The following is a 12,223-nucleotide window of genomic DNA, read 5'->3' as shown; positions in this document are numbered from 1 at the left end:
TCAGCGGCGGGCGCGCCAGAAGGCGGCGAAGCGGCGCAGCACTCTTGCTGGCCGGGAATTATGGCGTCCGGGCGTGCCCTTGCGCAAGCGTTGCCACCAGGCGCGGCGGGCGCGGCCCAGCGCGGCCGACAGGCGGCTGACGCGGCGCCATGGGCGCGTGGCGCGCAGGCGGGCGATCCAGCGGTCCTTGGTTTCCATAAATAAACCGTGCCAGCGGGCGAACCACGGCAAGCTGAGCAGGGTAGGGCGCGTCAGCGAATACAGGCGCGCGACGGCGGCCGCGCCGCCCAGCTTGGCGATGACGATCACGCCGATGCCGGAAAACGCATGGCCGCGCGCGATCGCCAGCAGGGCCAGCAGCTTGACGGGGAACAGCAGCACGGCCGGCAGCACGAAGATGGCCAGCGCCCAGTACGGCGGCAGGCGCTTGATCCACGCTTCGAGTGCATGCAGGGGTGGAAATTGCGCGATGACCTGCATGATGCGCGCACCCGTCGCCCACAGCCATTCCTCGATCAGCAGGCAGATGGCGGCCAGGTAGACCAGCGGCGCGAACAGCCAGCGCCTGACTCTGTAGAATTTTTTCATCCGTCTCCGTGTGGCGCCCCGGTATGGCTGCCATGGCCTCGATGATACGATAAATCGGTGTGCCCGGCAGTCCTTGACGGGGCTACAATAGACAGATGAATAAAGCCTTTGTAAAAGAATCCGACAACGACGACGATGAAGAAGCGGCCGCGCTGGCGCTGGCCATTCCCGCCGGCGCCAAGAACTACATCACGCCGGCCGGCTACCAGCGCATCAAGGAAGAGTTGCTGCAGCTGATCGACGTCGACCGTCCGGAAGTGGTGCGCATCGTCCATTGGGCGGCGTCGAATGGCGACCGCTCGGAAAATGGCGACTATATCTATGGCAAGCGCCGGCTGCGCGAAATCGACCGCCGCATTCGTTTCCTGACGAAACGCATGGATCTGGCCGCCATCGTCGACCCTAGCGTGCACTACGGCAACGACCAGGTATTCTTCGGCGCCACGGTAACTTACCGCACCAGCGACGGCGAAACGCACACCATCACCATCGTCGGCATCGATGAATTCGACCCCCTGAACGGCAAGATCAGCTGGATCTCGCCCATGGCGCGCACCATCACCAAGGCACGCGAAGGCGATTTGATCACCCTCAACACGCCGCAGGGCGAGCAGGAACTGGAGTTGCTGGAAGTGACGTATCCGGCGCCGGGGGAAACTTGAGCTGATGCTCGCGGCATGAAAAAACGGCTGGGCAGAGAATCTGGCCAGCCGTTTTTTTTAATTGCGCTCCCGGAGTATTCGGTTGACCCCGGCGACCCGGCGCACATTGCGCAGCAGGGCGGCCAGGTGGACGCGGTCCTTGACTTGCACGGTGAAGCGCAACTGGTCGAGGACGTTGTCCTTGTCTTCGTCCATGCCCACATAGATGATGTTGGCGTCGGATTCGCCGATTTCGGCGGCGACGCGGGCCAGGATGCCCCGTTCGCTGTTGATCAAGACCTTGATGCGGCAATCGAAGCGGCGGTTCAGTTCCGTGCCCCAGCGCACGGCGATCCAGCGGTCCGGTTCCTTGGCGCGCTGGCGCTTGGCTTGCGAGCAGTCGCTCGTGTGCACCAGCAAGCCCTGGTCGCGGCGCAGCTGGCCGATGATCTGGTCGCCGGGAATCGGCAAACAGCATGGCGCCAGTTGCACGGAGACGCCTTCGCTGCCGCAGATGGTGACGGGATCGAGTTCGCTGCCGCTGTTGTGTTCCACGGGCATGCTGGCCGCTTCGCCGCCGATCAGGCCGAAGATGTGGCGCGCCACCAGGGTGGCCATGCGCTTGCCGATGCCGATGTCCGCGTACAGTTCGTCCATGGAATTGGCGCTCGATTCGTTGAGCAGGCGTTCCACCAGCGGCGCCGGCAGTTCGGCGTCGATGTTCAGCGTTTGCAGCGCCTGCGACAGCAGTTGCTGGCCCAGGGCGATCGATTCAGGCAGGTTGATCGTGCGCAAATGGTGGCGGATGGCCGAGCGGGCCTTGCCGGTGCGCACGAACGACAGCCACGTCGGGCTGGGGCGCGACGAGGAATCGGTGATGATTTCCACGATGTCGCCATTGTGCAGCTCGGTGCGCAGCGGCGAGGTTTCGTTGTTGATTTTCACCGCCACGGTCTGATCGCCGATGCCCGTGTGGATCGAATAGGCGAAGTCGATGGCCGTGGCGCCGCGCGGCAGGGCGATGATCTTCGACTTCGGCGTAAACACGTAGACGGAATCGGGGAACAGGTCGACCTTGACGTGTTCGAGGAATTCGGCCGAGTCGCCCGTCTGCTGCTGGATGTCGAGCAGGGATTGCAGCCAGGCATGCGTGCGCTGCTGCAGGTCGGACGGATTCGATTCGCCGCTCTTGTACAGCCAGTGCGCCGCCACGCCCGATTCGGCCGTGCGGTGCATGTCCTGCGTGCGGATCTGGAATTCCACGGGCGTGCCATACGGGCCGATGACGGTCGTGTGCAGCGACTGATAGCCGTTCAGCTTGCGGATCGCGATGTAATCCTTGAACTTGCCCGGCATGGGCTTGTACAGGCTGTGCAGGGTGCCCAGGGTTACGTAACAGTCGGCAAAGCTGCCCACCACCACGCGGAAGCCGTACACGTCCAGCACTTGCGAGAACGACAAGTGCTTGCTGCGCATTTTTTTATAGATGTCGTACAGGGTCTTTTCGCGGCCCGTGACCTCGGCTTCGAGCTCGGCCATGGACAAGGTGCTTTTCACCGCTTCCATGATCTTGTTGACCACTTCGCGCCGGTTGCCGCGCGCCGCCTTGACGGCTTTCGCCAGGGTGCGGTAGCGCATCGGATACAGGTGCGAGAACGACAGGTCTTGCAGCTCGTGGTAGATATTGTTCAGGCCGAGGCGGTGCGCAATCGGCACGTACACTTCCATGGTCTCGCTGGCGATGCGGCGCTTTTTTGCCGCCGTCATGAAGTCCAGCGTGCGCATATTGTGCAGGCGGTCGGCCAGCTTGATCAGGATCACGCGCACGTCGGACGCCATGGCCAGCAGCATCTTGCGGAAATTTTCCGCCTGCGCTTCGATCTGGCTCTGGAATTCGATCTTTTCCAGCTTCGACAGGCCGTCGACCAGGTGCGCCACCGGTGCGCCGAAGCGCTCGATCAATTCTTCCTTCTTGACGTCCTGGTCTTCCATGACGTCGTGCAGCAGGGCGGCCATGATGGCTTGCGCGTCGAGTTTCCAGTCGGCACAGATTTCGGCGACGGCGATCGGATGCGAGATATACGGCTCGCCCGAGCGGCGCATCTGGCCCAGGTGCATTTCGTCGGAGAAGCGGTAGGCTTCCTTGACTTTTTTCAGGTCGGCGGGGGACAGGTATTCGGCCAGCTTGTCGGCCAGGTGGCTGACGGAGGCCACGCCCAGGGCGGGCGCTGCGGGGGCGCCGCCTGCGGACGTGCCGGCACCGGGCGCGGAAGCGCCCTGCGATTTTGCCGCCTGGCGCGGGGCCAGGGGCGGCAGTGCTGCGGAAGTCGTGTCGGCTGGGGTCAGACTCATAAAACGTCGCGTTACTTCACAGTGTGAATAAAGGATACGGTAGAACCAGGGGTCAGCACTGTTCCGGCACGCGGGTTCCCAATTACATCGGGACCTTTTTCAGCATTTCGATGCCGACTTTACCGGCAGCGATTTCACGCAGTGCGACGACGGTAGGCTTGTCCTTGGCTTCGACCTTGGGGGTGTGGCCTTGCAGCAACTGACGTGCGCGGTAGGTTGCACCCAGGGTCAGCTGGAAACGGTTAGGGATCTGCTTCAGGCAATCTTCGATTGTGATACGGGCCATAGTAACTCCTAAATTGTGTGCGTGGTGCTGTGTGAACTGGCGTGCAGAAACGATTATTCTGCGTGCAGGCCCAGCTGGGCGAATAGCGATGCGTTGCGGGCCGCTTGTTGCGCAAACCGGCAACGGGCCGCTCTCACGATCGCGCTCAGTTCGGACAAAGCGACCGTAAACTCTTCATTGATAATAACATACTCGAACTCGGGAGCGTGTGCGATTTCGCCGCCGGCCGCCAGCAGGCGGCGCGTGATCACGTGCGGCTCGTCCTGGCCGCGCTTGTTCAAGCGTTCTTCCAGCGCATCGATCGATGGCGGCAGGATGAAAATGCCGGCTGCGCGGGGGAATTGCTTGCGCACCTGGCGCGCGCCCTGCCAGTCGATTTCCAGCAGGATATCGGTGCCGGCCAGCATTTGCTGTTCCACCATGATGCGCGAGGTGCCGTAGTAATTGCCATGCACTTCCGCCCATTCCAGGAATTCGCCCTGGTCGGCGCGCGCGACAAAGTCTTCCGCGGTCGTGAAGTAATACTCGCGGCCATGCTGCTCGCCCGGACGGGGTGCGCGGGTGGTGGTCGAGATCGACAGCTTGATGCCGGGCTCTTGCGCCAGCAATGCATTGACCAGTGTCGATTTGCCGGCGCCCGATGGCGCGGCGACCACGAACAGGCTGCCGGAGAAGGCGGTAGGGTGGCTCATGCGGATCTTTCCATATGCGTGTGATGGCGGCGTTTGCGCTTGCATGGGCGCCGCCCAATTCGGTATTTTACCAAGAGGCAAGGCGGCGAGCCAGCCCCGCGATGCGCCTTGCCGCCAGGCTTGCGCATATTTTGCTTGTTATCTTGAGGAAATAGTTATTTAATTTGGAATGGTTTTTTCTTAATAATTATTTAAGCGACAGGATGTGCGCATGAAAAATTTCCCGTTCCTCAGTTCTTCCCAGGCCATGCTGCTGCTGCGGGTGGCCATCGCCGTGATGTTCATGGCGCACGCCATCACGCGCATCGCCAATGGCACCATTCCGCGTTTTGCCGGTTTCCTGGAAGACAAGGGATTCATCTACGGCCTGGCCGTGGTGTGGGCGATTACCGTCGTCGAGATCGTATGCGGCAGTTTGCTCATCATCGGCATCTACACGCGCTGGGCGGCGGCCGGGCTGATGGTGATCTGCGTCGGCGGCATCGCCATCGTGCATGCGGCCAAGGGCTGGTTCGTGGGCGAGCATGGCGCCGGCGGCGTGGAGTACAGCATCGTCCTGTTTGTCGCCTGCGTCGTCATCGCCGCCAGCGACCAGGGGCGCGCCGGAGCGCGCCTGGCCTGAGGCGGGAGCGCTTATTCCAGGTTCTGCACCTGTTCGCGCATCTGCTCGATCAGCAGCTTCAGGTCCATCGAGGCGTCGGCCAGTTCCTTGACGGACGCCTTGGCACCCAGCGTGTTGGCTTCGCGATTGAGTTCCTGCATCATGAAGTCGAGGCGCTTGCCCACTTGCCCGCCCTTGGCGAGGATGTGGCGCGTTTCGCCCAGGTGGGCCGACAGGCGCGCCAGTTCTTCGGACACGTCGATGCGGATGCCGTACAGGATCACTTCCTGGCGGATGCGTTCCATGGCGTCCTGGCGCGACAGGGCTGAATTCGAGCCCTGGCTGGCCAGGCCCAGCGCATCCTGCATGCGCTCGATGGCTTTTTGCTGGAAGGCCGCCACCACTTGCGGAATCAGGGGGGTGATGCGCTTGACGATGGCTTCCATCGCTTCGATGCGCGACACCAGCACCGCTTCGAGCGCCGCGCCTTCGCGCTTGCGGCTGTCGACGAAGGCGGCCACGGTGCGCTTGGTCAGTGCGCCCACGTCGGCCTGCAGGGATTCCTGTCCTACTTGCGCTTCTTCGATGACGCCAGGCCAGCGCAGCAGTTCCGCCACCGTCATGACGGGGGCGGAGACGAAAATGCTGGCCCACTTCGTTTTGCAAGCGCGCCAGTTCGGCCAGCAGGGGCACGTTCAGCGCCTGCGTGCCAGCGGTGGCGGCCTTGCGGCCAAAGCTCAGGCGTACCTCGACTTTTCCGCGCGTGATGGCGGACATGACGGCGGCGCGCAAGTCGGGCTCCAGCGCCCGCAGATCGTCGTTGATCCGGAATTGCAGGTCGAGAAAGCGCGAGTTGACGCTCTTGATTTCAATTGTCAGTGTGCCTGCAGCACCTTCGCTGGTGGCAACCGCGTAGCCTGTCATGCTTGAAATGCTCAAAGGATTCCCCGATTTGGTCTTGTATACAGTCACTTATACACTTAATCAGCCAGCACAGGCAATACCGCCCGCGCCGCAAAACAGGACCGAAGTGCCTGATGGCCTGAAAATTGCTGAATAGTGTGCGTTTTACGGCATTGTAAAGAAAATTGTGTTTGGCGGGGCAGGATTGTAGGGATCATGTGTGCACCGCCCGCCATTGCGCCCTGCGCTGTTGCATGACTGCAAATGGACGGGCGCGCGGTGGTAAAATCGCTGCCGCAACCCCAATCACACAGGACATCCCCATGACATTCGAATCCCGCCCGAGCGGCCGCGCCGTCGACGCGCTGCGCGCCATCCGCATCACCCGCCAGTACACCAAGCATGCCGAAGGCTCGGTGCTGATCGAGTGCGGCGACACCAAGGTCATCTGCACCGCCAGCATCGAAGACAAGGTGCCGGGTTTCCTGAAAGGCAAGGGCCAGGGCTGGTTGACGGCAGAGTACGGCATGCTGCCCCGCTCGACGCACACGCGCATGGACCGCGAGGCGGCGCGCGGCAAGCAGTCGGGCCGCACGCAGGAAATCCAGCGCCTGATCGGCCGCTCGCTGCGCGCCGCCTTCGATTTGCAGGCGTTCGGCGAACGCACCTTGCACCTCGATTGCGACGTGATCCAGGCCGACGGCGGCACGCGCACGGCCTCGATCACGGGCGCCATGGTGGCCGCGTATGACGCGTTTTCCCAGCTGCAGGCGCGCGGCGCGATTGCCGCCATTCCCGTGAAAAGCTTCGTCGCCGCCATCTCGGTCGGCGTCTACCAGGGCATGCCGGTGCTGGACCTCGACTACGTGGAAGACTCCGGCTGCGACACGGACATGAACGTGGTGATGACTGAGGCGGGCCACTTCATCGAAGTGCAGGGCACGGCCGAAGGCGCCGCCTTCGACCGCGCCGGCATGAACCGCCTGCTGGACCTGGCGCAGGGCGGCATCGCCGACCTGATCGCCCTGCAAAAGCAAGCGCTCGGCATGTAATCTTTACACAGATTTACATGTGATTGCCCGCCGTGCCGGGCAAAAAACCCACATTTGCCGCTTTCCGCGGCAGCGGCGGGGCGAGGTGAGGGGCGCGCAAAAGGTTTACAATGTCGGCACTTCAACCGGACTACTGACATGACCCAACGCCTCATCCTCGCCTCCAACAACGCCGGCAAGCTCAAGGAATTCAACGAGCTGCTCTCGACCATCGGTTTTTCCGTCCACGCCCAGGGCGAATACGATGTGCCGGAAAGCGACGAACCATTCCACACCTTCGTTGAAAACGCCCTGCAAAAGGCACGCCACGCGTCCCGCCTGACGGGGCTGCCGGCGCTGGCCGACGATTCCGGCGTGTGCGTCAATGCGCTCGGCGGCGCGCCCGGCGTGTATTCGGCCCGCTATGCGGGCGAGCCGAAATCGGACGCGGCCAACAGCGCCAAACTGATCGCCGACCTGGAGGCGCATGCCGACAAGTCCGCGTACTATTACTGCGTGCTGGTGTACGTGCGCCATGCGGACGACCCGCAGCCCGTGATCGCCGACGGCCGCTGGAACGGCGAGATGATCGCCTTGCCGCGCGGCAACGGCGGCTTCGGCTACGATCCGCATTTCTTCATTCCCGCGCTGGGCAAGTGCGCGGCCGAACTGACGTCCGATGAAAAGAACGCGCTGTCGCACCGTGGCCAGGCCCTGCGCGCGCTGGTGGAAAAGCTGCGATGATCCCGATCAAACTGGTGGGCGCCGTTGCCAGGTCGGCCGCCAGGCCCGGCGCCAAGGCGGGAGCCGCTCCCGCGCCGCAGGACGGCATTTCCGGCGCGGCCGGGGCTGCGCTGAAATACCTGCAGCCGGGCGCGCTGAACCTGACGGCGCTGCCGCCGCTGTCGCTGTACATCCATTTTCCGTGGTGCGTGAAAAAATGTCCGTATTGCGACTTCAATTCGCACGAGGTGCGCGGCGACTTGCCGGAAGCCGAATACCTGGCGGCCCTGCGGCTGGACCTGGAAATGGCGCTGCCGCTGATCTGGGGCCGCAAGATCCACACCATCTTCATCGGCGGCGGCACGCCCAGCCTGATGTCGGCGGCGGGCCTGGACCGGCTGATGTCGGACGTGCGCACCCTGCTGCCGCTGGAGCCCGATTGCGAAATCACCATGGAAGCCAATCCGGGTACCTTTGAAGCGGAAAAATTCAAGTCTTACCGGGCCAGCGGCATTAACCGCCTGTCGATCGGCATCCAGAGCTTCAATGGCCGCCACCTGCAGGCGCTGGGGCGCATCCACGACGATAATGAAGCGCGCCGCGCGGTGGAGATTGCGCACGCCAATTTCGACAATTTCAATCTCGACCTGATGTACGCGCTGCCCACGCAGACGCTGGACGAGGCGCGGCAGGACCTGGACACGGCGCTGTCGTTCGCGCCGCCGCACCTGTCGCTGTACCACCTGACGCTCGAACCGAACACCCTGTTCGCCAAGTATCCGCCCGTGCTGCCGGACGACGACGAGAGCGCCGACATCGCCGACATGGTCGCCGCGCGCGCCGCGCAGGCCGGCTACGGCCGCTACGAAGTGTCGGCGTATGCGCAGCCGGGCCGCCAGGCCAGGCACAACCGCAACTACTGGGAATTTGGCGACTATATCGGTATCGGCGCGGGCGCCCATTCGAAGATTTCGTTCCCGCACCGCGTGCTGCGCCAGGCCCGCTACAAGCAGCCGCGCGCCTACATGGACGCGGTACTGGCCGGTAACCCGGTGCAGGAAGAGCGCGAACTGGCGCGCGAGGAAATGGGCTTCGAGTTCATGCTCAATACCTTGCGTCTGACGCAGGGCTTTTCGCCGAACCTGTTCGCCGAGCGCACAGGCGTGGCCCTCAACGCCATCGAGCAGCCGCTGAATGCGGCCGAAGCGAAAGGCTTGCTGTACCGCGACCATCAGGTCATCCGCCCGACGGAACGGGGATTGTGCTTCCTGAATGACCTGCAGCAGATGTTCCTGGAAGACTGACGCTGCCTAGTGCGCGGTGGCGCCGCGCAGCCGTTGCAGCTTGGCCGCGTACAGCCCGTGTTCGCTGCGCGTGGTGCTGTTGTCCATCGCCAGTTCCAGCTGCCTGCCCGCCTGCGCCAGCTGGCCCATGCGGGCATACGCCTGCGCCAGCCAGAAATGGAATTCATGGTAGTAGGGTCGCGCGCGATTTCGCGCTTGAACAGGCGTGCCGCTTCCTGGTAGTCGGCGGTTTCCATGGCGCGCTGGCCCAGGTTGAAGAAGTGGAAGGGGGGCTCTGGCTGCAGGGCCAGCAATTTGCGCCGCAGCAGCTGCGCTTCGTCCGCGCGTCCCAGGCCGTCGAGTGCCTGCGCCAGGTTGGACAGCAGCACGGTATTCGATGGCGAGCGTTCCAGTGCGTAAGCGAGCGTGCGCCGGGCCGGCTCAATGTCGCCGTGGCGCAGCTGGATGATGCCCAGGGTATTGAAGGCGCCCGCAAACGTGGGGTCTTGCCGGATGGCGGCGCGGGCATACCAGTAGGCTTGATCGAGCTCGCCGCTGGCCATGGTTTCGGCGGCGCGATTGTTGAGGTACATGGCGAGGATGGTCGCCTCGCTGATTTGCAGCGTGCGCTGGCCGGCGAGGTCTTCGCCAGGCAGGAAGTCGATGAGCAGGATGGCATCGGCGTCATAGCCGACCGTATTGCTGGCAGCACGGCGTTCCAGTGCGAGATTGACGTGGCCGGCAACGAAATACATGCCGCCGCTGCGGCTCCAGCTTTCTTCTCCCAGGACCGCCTGGTAGTGGACGTCGAGTCCCATTTCCTTGGCCAGAGCGGCCGTCATCAGCACCAGCGACAGGCAATTGCCGCTGCGCGCGTCGAACGCCTGCGCCGCCGTGCGCGTCATGGCGGCATCATATTCCAGCTGCAACCCGGCCCTGTTGCGCAGGGCATCGGCGAGGGCGCGGCGGGGATTCTTGCTGCGCGCCTCGCGCGCGATATCGACACGCACGTAGTGGCGCATGGCCTCGCTCATGGCAAACGCCTGCCGCGGGTCGACCGGTACGGTCGGCGCGGCAAAGCTGGCATCGTTGAAAAGGTCGGGTGGCGGCGCAGTGGTGGGCGCCGTGGCGCAGCCGGCAAGGGCTGCGCACAGCAGCAAAGGGGGCAGGAAGCCCCGGCGCAGGTGTTGGCTGATGCCGCTGATACATTTCATGTTCGTGCTCCCGCAGAACGATATCAGGCGCAACACGTATTGCTGCCGGTGGAGCGCCATGCCACCTGAAGCAAGTATCCTCGCGCGCCATGGCGCTGTCAAACCCTTTCAGCCGACGGCGCCGCCAGCCTTAGAACTCTTCCCAATCCTGCTCGCCAGCCACGTGCGCCTGGGGTTTGCGCGCAGGAGGCGCGCTCCGGGCAGCGATGCCTGGCTGCCGGGCGGTGGCGCTCCTGGCTGCCGGCTTGGCCAGCTGGGCAGCCGCCGGCCGCGCGGCGCGTACCGGTGGCGCGGCGACCATGTGTTCGAGCTGGAAGCCCGCCGCCACCTGCGCCAGGCGCGCCGCCTGGTCCTGCATGCTTTCGGCCGCCGCCGCCGCTTCTTCCACCAGGGCCGCATTTTGCTGCGTCACCTGGTCCATCTGCGCGATGGCCTGGTTGACCTGGTCGATGCCCATGCTTTGCTCGGCGCTGGCGGCCGTGATCTCGGCCATGATGTCGGTGACGCGGCGCACGCTGTCGACCACTTCGCCCATGGTGCTGCCGGCCTGCTGCACCAGCCGCGTGCCGTTGTTGACCTGCTCCACCGAGTCGCCGATCAGGGTCTTGATTTCGCGCGCCGCGGCGGCAGAACGTTGCGCCAGGCTGCGCACTTCCGTGGCGACGACGGCAAAGCCGCGCCCCTGCTCGCCGGCCCTGGCCGCTTCGACGGCCGCGTTCAGGGCCAGGATATTCGTCTGGAAGGCGATGCCGTCGATGACGCCGATGATGTCGACGATTTTCGTCGACGCCGTATCGATGGCGCCCATGGTGTCGACCACCTGGCTGACGATGCTGCCGCCCCGTTCGGCCACGCCGGACGCGGCGACCGCCATCTGGTTGGCCTGGCGCGCATTGTCCGCATTCTGCTTCACGGTGCTGGTCAATTCTTCCATCGAAGATGCCGTCTCTTCCAGCGAACTGGCCTGCTGTTCCGTGCGCGCCGACAGATCCTGGTTGCCGGCGGCGATTTCGCCCGATGCCGTGGCAATCGCATTGGTGCCCGTCTGTACTTCCGACACCACCTTGCGCAGCGCCTCGTTCATGCCGTGCAGCGCGCGCATCAGGTCGCCGATTTCATCGCTGGCAGGCGTGCCGAAATGCGTGCGCAAGTCGCCGTTGGCGACTGTTTCAGCCACTTTCACGGCGGCCTTCAACGGCTGCGTGATCGAACGCGTGATCAGCCAGGCGCAGACGCTGCCCAGCGCCACCACCAGCGCGCACAAGGTCAGCAGCAGCGTAAAGCTGCGTCCATTGGCCGCCTCGATCGCATGCGCCGTGGCGTCGATGGCCTGGCGCTGCTGCGACAGCAGGGCCTTGACGTTGTTCTGGTACTTGGTGGCGGCAGGCGCGAAGCTGTCGCGGTAAGTGCTTTCCGCCTGCGCCGCGTTGCCGCTCTTGCGCGCATTCATCACCAGGGTCTTGGCATCCTGATATTTGACGCGCTCGGCAATGGACGCCTTGAAGATGGCCTTTTCCTCGTCGCTGACGAGCAGGGTTTCGATTTGCTTCAGCAGTTCGCCGCCCTGCTTGGTGCTGTCGGCGATGGTGTCGGCAAACACGCTCGACAGGGTTTCATCCGTGCTCCTGGCGATCATCGAAGTGCGCGCGATGGCCGAGTAAATCAACACGTACCAGTCCGATACGAGGCGTTCCTTGGCCAGCGGCTTTTCCATCATTTGCCGCGTCGCTTCGGCATTCACGCTGGCGCTGTACAGCGCGTACGAGGTAGAGATCACGGACAGCAGCAGCACCAGCGCGAAGCCTGCAGCGAGGCGCGTGCCGATACGGAGGTGGGAGAGGGCGTGCATGGTCGTAACTCCTGTCGCAGAGGGGATTTAAGTTGCCTGTGCGACATAGTATGCACTGAT

Annotated in this window: 11 protein-coding genes and 1 pseudogene; 5 read left to right on the top strand and 7 right to left on the bottom strand. The window is 63.8% G+C overall.

Annotated elements, in window-relative coordinates; genetic code table 11:
- Nucleotides 1–588: a hypothetical protein gene (locus tag ACQVLG_RS00715; protein ID WP_230539657.1), complete on the bottom strand. Its 588-nt coding sequence runs from the start codon at nt 586–588 to the stop codon at nt 1–3.
- 95 nt (nt 589–683) lie between these two features.
- Between ACQVLG_RS00715 and greB the strand changes: the two genes are divergently transcribed.
- Nucleotides 684–1,250, top strand: coding sequence for a transcription elongation factor GreB (gene greB, locus ACQVLG_RS00710; protein ID WP_230539656.1), 567 nt, complete (start codon nt 684–686; stop codon nt 1,248–1,250).
- Nucleotides 1,251–1,307: 57 nt separating this feature from the next.
- Here the strand turns inward: greB and ACQVLG_RS00705 are convergent, their stop codons facing one another.
- From ACQVLG_RS00705 to gmk, 3 genes are all read right to left on the bottom strand, one after another.
- On the bottom strand, nt 1,308–3,581 hold the full coding sequence (locus ACQVLG_RS00705) for a RelA/SpoT family protein (RefSeq protein ID WP_474292431.1): 2,274 nt from the start codon (nt 3,579–3,581) through the stop codon (nt 1,308–1,310).
- 82 nt (nt 3,582–3,663) lie between these two features.
- A complete protein-coding gene (rpoZ, locus tag ACQVLG_RS00700) occupies nt 3,664–3,867 on the bottom strand; it encodes a DNA-directed RNA polymerase subunit omega (protein WP_474292430.1) in 204 nt (67 codons plus the stop codon).
- A gap of 53 nt (nt 3,868–3,920) precedes the next feature.
- Nucleotides 3,921–4,559 (bottom strand): guanylate kinase, encoded by a 639-nt coding sequence (gene gmk, locus ACQVLG_RS00695; RefSeq protein ID WP_077407781.1) that lies wholly within the window; start codon nt 4,557–4,559, stop codon nt 3,921–3,923.
- A 211-nt stretch (nt 4,560–4,770) separates the two neighbouring features.
- Between gmk and ACQVLG_RS00690 the strand changes: the two genes are divergently transcribed.
- The gene (locus tag ACQVLG_RS00690; RefSeq protein WP_474292428.1) at nt 4,771–5,181 is read left to right on the top strand and encodes a DoxX family protein; all 411 of its coding nucleotides are present in this window, start codon (nt 4,771–4,773) and stop codon (nt 5,179–5,181) included.
- 11 nt (nt 5,182–5,192) lie between these two features.
- Here the strand turns inward: ACQVLG_RS00690 and ACQVLG_RS00685 are convergent.
- Nucleotides 5,193–6,084: pseudogene (locus ACQVLG_RS00685) on the bottom strand (YicC/YloC family endoribonuclease).
- 302 nt (nt 6,085–6,386) lie between these two features.
- On the opposite strand from ACQVLG_RS00685, the gene rph reads away from it, so the two are divergent.
- From rph to hemW, 3 genes are all read left to right on the top strand, one after another.
- Entirely contained in the window at nt 6,387–7,115 is a 729-nt protein-coding gene (gene rph, locus ACQVLG_RS00680) for a ribonuclease PH (RefSeq protein WP_046685905.1), read from the top strand.
- Nucleotides 7,116–7,253: 138 nt separating this feature from the next.
- Nucleotides 7,254–7,838: an RdgB/HAM1 family non-canonical purine NTP pyrophosphatase gene (gene rdgB, locus ACQVLG_RS00675; protein WP_474292426.1), complete on the top strand. Its 585-nt coding sequence runs from the start codon at nt 7,254–7,256 to the stop codon at nt 7,836–7,838.
- A complete protein-coding gene (gene hemW / locus ACQVLG_RS00670; protein WP_474292425.1) occupies nt 7,835–9,121 on the top strand; it encodes a radical SAM family heme chaperone HemW in 1,287 nt (428 codons plus the stop codon). Before rdgB ends, hemW begins: the two co-directional genes overlap by 4 nt.
- On the opposite strand, the gene ACQVLG_RS00665 is transcribed toward hemW, so the two are convergent.
- On the bottom strand, nt 9,049–10,314 hold the full coding sequence (locus ACQVLG_RS00665; RefSeq protein WP_474292423.1) for a tetratricopeptide repeat protein: 1,266 nt from the start codon (nt 10,312–10,314) through the stop codon (nt 9,049–9,051). The genes hemW and ACQVLG_RS00665 overlap by 73 nt on opposite strands.
- Before the next feature lie 130 nt (nt 10,315–10,444).
- Complete coding sequence (locus ACQVLG_RS00660; protein ID WP_230539650.1) at nt 10,445–12,163, bottom strand: methyl-accepting chemotaxis protein; 1,719 nt, start codon at nt 12,161–12,163, stop codon at nt 10,445–10,447.
- Nucleotides 12,164–12,223 lie beyond the last annotated feature (60 nt).

Source organism: Janthinobacterium sp. TPC_1 (genome assembly GCF_056037845.1).
The sequence above is the reverse complement of the archived record's forward strand: the minus strand, read 5'-3'. Positions and strand labels throughout refer to the sequence as shown.

Bases quoted from the DNA above. Each gene is read 5' to 3' on its own strand.
- ACQVLG_RS00715 (WP_230539657.1), bottom strand. From the start codon at position 588: ATGAAAAAATTCTACAGAGTCAGGCGCTGGCTGTTCGCGCCGCTGGTC.
- greB (WP_230539656.1), top strand. From the start codon at position 684: ATGAATAAAGCCTTTGTAAAAGAATCCGACAACGACGACGATGAAGAA.
- ACQVLG_RS00665 (WP_474292423.1), bottom strand. From the start codon at position 10,314: ATGAAATGTATCAGCGGCATCAGCCAACACCTGCGCCGGGGCTTCCTG.
- hemW (WP_474292425.1), top strand. From the start codon at position 7,835: ATGATCCCGATCAAACTGGTGGGCGCCGTTGCCAGGTCGGCCGCCAGG.
- gmk (WP_077407781.1), bottom strand. From the start codon at position 4,559: ATGAGCCACCCTACCGCCTTCTCCGGCAGCCTGTTCGTGGTCGCCGCG.
- rpoZ (WP_474292430.1), bottom strand. From the start codon at position 3,867: ATGGCCCGTATCACAATCGAAGATTGCCTGAAGCAGATCCCTAACCGT.
- rph (WP_046685905.1), top strand. From the start codon at position 6,387: ATGACATTCGAATCCCGCCCGAGCGGCCGCGCCGTCGACGCGCTGCGC.
- ACQVLG_RS00690 (WP_474292428.1), top strand. From the start codon at position 4,771: ATGAAAAATTTCCCGTTCCTCAGTTCTTCCCAGGCCATGCTGCTGCTG.
- ACQVLG_RS00705 (WP_474292431.1), bottom strand. From the start codon at position 3,581: ATGAGTCTGACCCCAGCCGACACGACTTCCGCAGCACTGCCGCCCCTG.
- ACQVLG_RS00660 (WP_230539650.1), bottom strand. From the start codon at position 12,163: ATGCACGCCCTCTCCCACCTCCGTATCGGCACGCGCCTCGCTGCAGGC.
- rdgB (WP_474292426.1), top strand. From the start codon at position 7,254: ATGACCCAACGCCTCATCCTCGCCTCCAACAACGCCGGCAAGCTCAAG.